General features: G+C 68.7%; 2 protein-coding genes. Both read left to right on the forward strand.

The features are described 5' to 3' along the window. Positions 1-406: BA14K family protein (locus EN750_RS36250; RefSeq protein ID WP_148669950.1), on the forward strand; the 406-nt coding region annotated here is incomplete at its 5' end. Between the two features lie 90 nt (positions 407-496). Then, the gene (locus tag EN750_RS36255; protein WP_127399411.1) at positions 497-844 is read left to right on the forward strand and encodes a DUF2934 domain-containing protein; all 348 of its coding nucleotides are present in this window, start codon (positions 497-499) and stop codon (positions 842-844) included. Positions 845-987 lie beyond the last annotated feature (143 nt).

The following is a 987-nucleotide window of genomic DNA, read 5'->3' on the forward strand; positions in this document are numbered from 1 at the left end:
GTCCGCGCCGCCCGACATCCCCGCCAAACCGCAGGAAACACCGCCCGACCCGACGGTCACCGGCGCCATCGCGCCCACGGCGACCGACCTGCCGCCTCCGCATCTCGCCTGGTGCGCCAGCCGCTATCGCTCCTACCATCCGGACGACAACAGCTATCGCTCCTACAGCGGGCAGCTGCGCCCCTGCATCTCGCCCTATCTCCAAGCCGCCGGCCAGCCTGTCCCGCCGGTTGCCGGCGATGGCGACGAAAACGGCGCCGGCCTGGGCGTCTACGTTGCCAGCGATGGCGGCGAAGCACTTTCGGCCGACCATGTCGATTACTGCTTCAGCCGCTACCGTTCCTACCGCTCGGAAGACAACTCCTACCAGCCCTATTCCGGCGGGCCGAGACGGCAATGCCAGTAGAGCCCGCGCGCCGCACGATCCGATCGCGCGGATTTTCCGGAGCGTCCGCATTGGCGCGGCGTTCAACCCCTGACCCAAGGAGGACTGACCATGAGCGACGACCGGGACGACAGAATTCGTGAGCGCGCCTACCAGATCTGGGAACGGGAAGGCCGCATGCACGGCGACCCTGAGCGGCACTGGCACCAGGCCGAGGCCGAGATCGACCGCGAGGCAGCCCTGCCGCTGACGGCGGATGACGCGCTGCCTGAAACCGGCGAGATCGCCAGCTCCGACGTGCTGGAGGTCGAGGCGCTGGCGGTGCGCACCGGCATATCGGGCGACGAGGCGCAGGAACTGCTCGACCGCCTGGGCAACGACCGCGCGGCAATCGAGCAAGCCGCTCGCAGCCTCAAGGCCAAAAGGCGGCGAAACCCCGATGAGGGACTGGCGAAATGACCGGAAGCTGAGGACAGAACTACCGTTGCGAGGGCTGGCCGGTCACCCGGCCCGAAAGCCCGCGCCTCTGGCGGAGGACGCGGGCTTTCGGGCCGGGTGACCGGCCAGCCCTCGCAACGGTAGTTCTGTCCTCAGCTTCCGGT

The organism is Mesorhizobium sp. M7A.F.Ca.ET.027.03.2.1 (genome assembly GCF_003999175.1).
Classification (GTDB): domain Bacteria; phylum Pseudomonadota; class Alphaproteobacteria; order Rhizobiales; family Rhizobiaceae; genus Mesorhizobium.